The following is a 2,434-nucleotide window of genomic DNA, read 5'->3' as shown; positions in this document are numbered from 1 at the left end:
ACCTACCTGCCGGGTCGAGGGTCCACGAACGACACGCGGACCGGTTTGCCGGTTGTCTGGTCGCTTTGCTATGGCTCGGTGGGCGTCTCCATGGCTTCGGCTGCTGCCGGCTCTCACGTCCACTCGTCAATCCACAAATCGTTTACGAATCAAGGTTATCAACTAGTTATTCGTACGTTATCGAACCGTAATGCGACGGGGCGGCGAACTCCGCAAAATCGGCTGTGACGCTGCTCACGTCACGTCGTGACGATGTCCCGCACCGCAACGCCGGTAACGCTGCTACCAGCACTTTCACGTTCACTCGGGCCGGTGGTCGGGTCGGGCGTCGCACCTGGTACGGATATCAATCCGGACAGCGGGCCAGCGGCCGTCGAGCGGCACTATAGGGGTTCCACGGCCGCGTGCCCACCGGTCGTCGGGGGCGGTCCACCGCCGCCGTTACCGGCAATCCGGGTCCCAGACGGGCAGTAGACCGGAGGCGCGGACCTCGGCGACGGTCGGCGCCGCGGCGTCTCGATCGGATCGGATCAGTTCGCTGGCCGGCAGCGGCCAGTGGATGCCGATCGCCGGGTCGAGGGCCGCGATCGCGTGCTCACGCGGCGGGTTGTACTCGGCTGAGCAGAGGTAGATCACCGTCGAGTCGTCCTGCAACGCCAGGAAGCCGTGCGCCAGCCCCGCGGCGATGTACACCGACCGGCGATCATGCCCGTCCAGCAGCACGCCGTCCCAGCGGCCGAACGTCGGAGAGCCCACCCGGATGTCGACCACCACGTCGAAGACCGACCCGGCCACGCAGGTGACGTATTTGGCCTGCCCGGGCGGGAGCTGCGCGAAGTGCAGCCCGCGCAGCACCCCGGCCGCCGACACCGAGCAGTTGGCCTGGGCCAGGTCGAAGCGCTGGCCGGCTAACCCGGTGAACTGCCGGTCGGTGAACCATTCGAAGAACAGCCCGCGGGTGTCGCGGTGCTGCTGCGGGGTGATCTCCCAGGCGCCCGGGATGGCGAGCGGTCGTATCGTCATCTCACTGGCCCTGTTCGGCGTAGCGGGCTTCGGCGGCGTCTTTCAGTGGCGCCCACCACGATTCGTTCTCCCGGTACCAGATGATGGTGTCGGCGAGGCCGGCCTCGAAGTCGGTGTGCTCGGCTTTCCAGCCCAGCTCGTCACGAAGCGCCGACGGGTCGATCGCGTACCGCAGGTCGTGGCCCGCCCGGTCGGCGACCTGGTCGAAGTCGTCGGGGTCGTGGTCCATCAGCCGCAGGATCAGCCGCAGCACGCCCAGGTTGTCGCGTTCGCCGTCGGCGCCGATCAGGTAGGTGCGGCCGATCCGGCCGCGCTCCAGGATCTGCCGGACCGCGGTGTTGTGGTCGTCGACGTGGATCCAGTCGCGCACGTTGGTCCCGTTGCCGTACAGCTTGGCCCGCCGGCCGGTCAGCAGGTTGGTGATCTGACGAGGGATGAACTTCTCCACATGCTGGTACGGGCCGTAGTTGTTGGAGCAGTTCGAGATCGTCGCCCGGACGCCGTACGAGCGGACCCACGCCTTCACCAGCAGGTCGGCGGCGGCCTTGGTGGCCGAGTAGGGGCTGGACGGGTTGTAGGCGGTGGCCTCGGTGAACCGGTTCGGGTCGTCGGGCGCCAGGTCGCCGTAGACCTCGTCGGTGGAGACGTGATGCAGCCGGACACCGTACCGGCGAACCGCCTCCAGCACCGTGAACGTGCCGACGACGTTGGCCCGCAGGAACGGCTCCGGGTCGGCCAGCGCGTTGTCGACGTGGGTCTCGGCGGCGAAGTGCAGCACCGCGTCGGATGCCGGATCCAGCTCGGCGACCAGCTGCGCCACCAACCCGGTGTCGGTGACATCGCCTCGGACCAGCCGGATGTCGTCGTCGACGCCGGCCAGCGCCTCCCGGCTGCCGGCGTAGGACAGCGCGTCCAGCACGGTCAGCGCCGTGTCGGGGCGCTCGGCCAGCGTGCGGCGCACGAAGTTGGCGCCGATGAACCCGGCACCGCCGGTGACCAGCAGCCGCATGGGGAAACGATATCGCTACCCGGTCTTGGTCAACGTGAACGGAGCCTGGCGCCAGCCCGGCTCCGTCTGGCACTCGCCACGGTCTTGATATCCCACCGTCCCGGCCCAAGGTGGTGGCGTCGATCGAGTACACCATGGTCGCGGGGTGCGGGTGCCGGTCATCGCTGACAAGGGTAGGGATTACCCGCCTTCGTCGTCGTCGTACTCGTCGCCGCTGTCCTGCAGCAGCTTCTCCGGATGATGGTGGTGATTCACCCGGGGATGGCCGTGGTCCAGATGCGCCGGCGGGATGGTTTCGACGGTGCCGTTTGCGCGTCGTCGGGTTCGCCAGCCACCGCTGGTGATCAGTGCATGGTGCGGGCCGCACCGCCAGGTGAGGTCGTCGACGGCGGTGCGGGGCTG

2 protein-coding genes and 1 pseudogene are annotated in these 2,434 nt (G+C 68.3%); all 3 read right to left on the bottom strand.

The features are described 5' to 3' along the window. Positions 1–441 precede the first annotated feature (441 nt). Complete coding sequence (rfbC, locus tag AC2VNT_RS03830; protein ID WP_486945591.1) at positions 442–1,023, bottom strand: dTDP-4-dehydrorhamnose 3,5-epimerase; 582 nt, start codon at positions 1,021–1,023, stop codon at positions 442–444. Between the two features lies 1 nt (position 1,024). Further along, entirely contained in the window at positions 1,025–2,032 is a 1,008-nt protein-coding gene (rfbB, locus tag AC2VNT_RS03825) for a dTDP-glucose 4,6-dehydratase (protein WP_486945590.1), read from the bottom strand. A 180-nt stretch (positions 2,033–2,212) separates the two neighbouring features. Then, positions 2,213–2,434: pseudogene (locus AC2VNT_RS03820) on the bottom strand (HNH endonuclease signature motif containing protein); the annotation flags it as partial.

Source organism: Mycobacterium sp. TH-M15, from assembly GCF_057473705.1.
This window is presented reverse-complemented; position numbering and strand designations above follow the sequence as displayed.

Coding starts and splice junctions, on each gene's coding strand:
- rfbC (WP_486945591.1), bottom strand. CDS start 1,023: ATGACGATACGACCGCTCGCCATCCCGGGCGCCTGGGAGATCACCCCG.
- rfbB (WP_486945590.1), bottom strand. CDS start 2,032: ATGCGGCTGCTGGTCACCGGCGGTGCCGGGTTCATCGGCGCCAACTTC.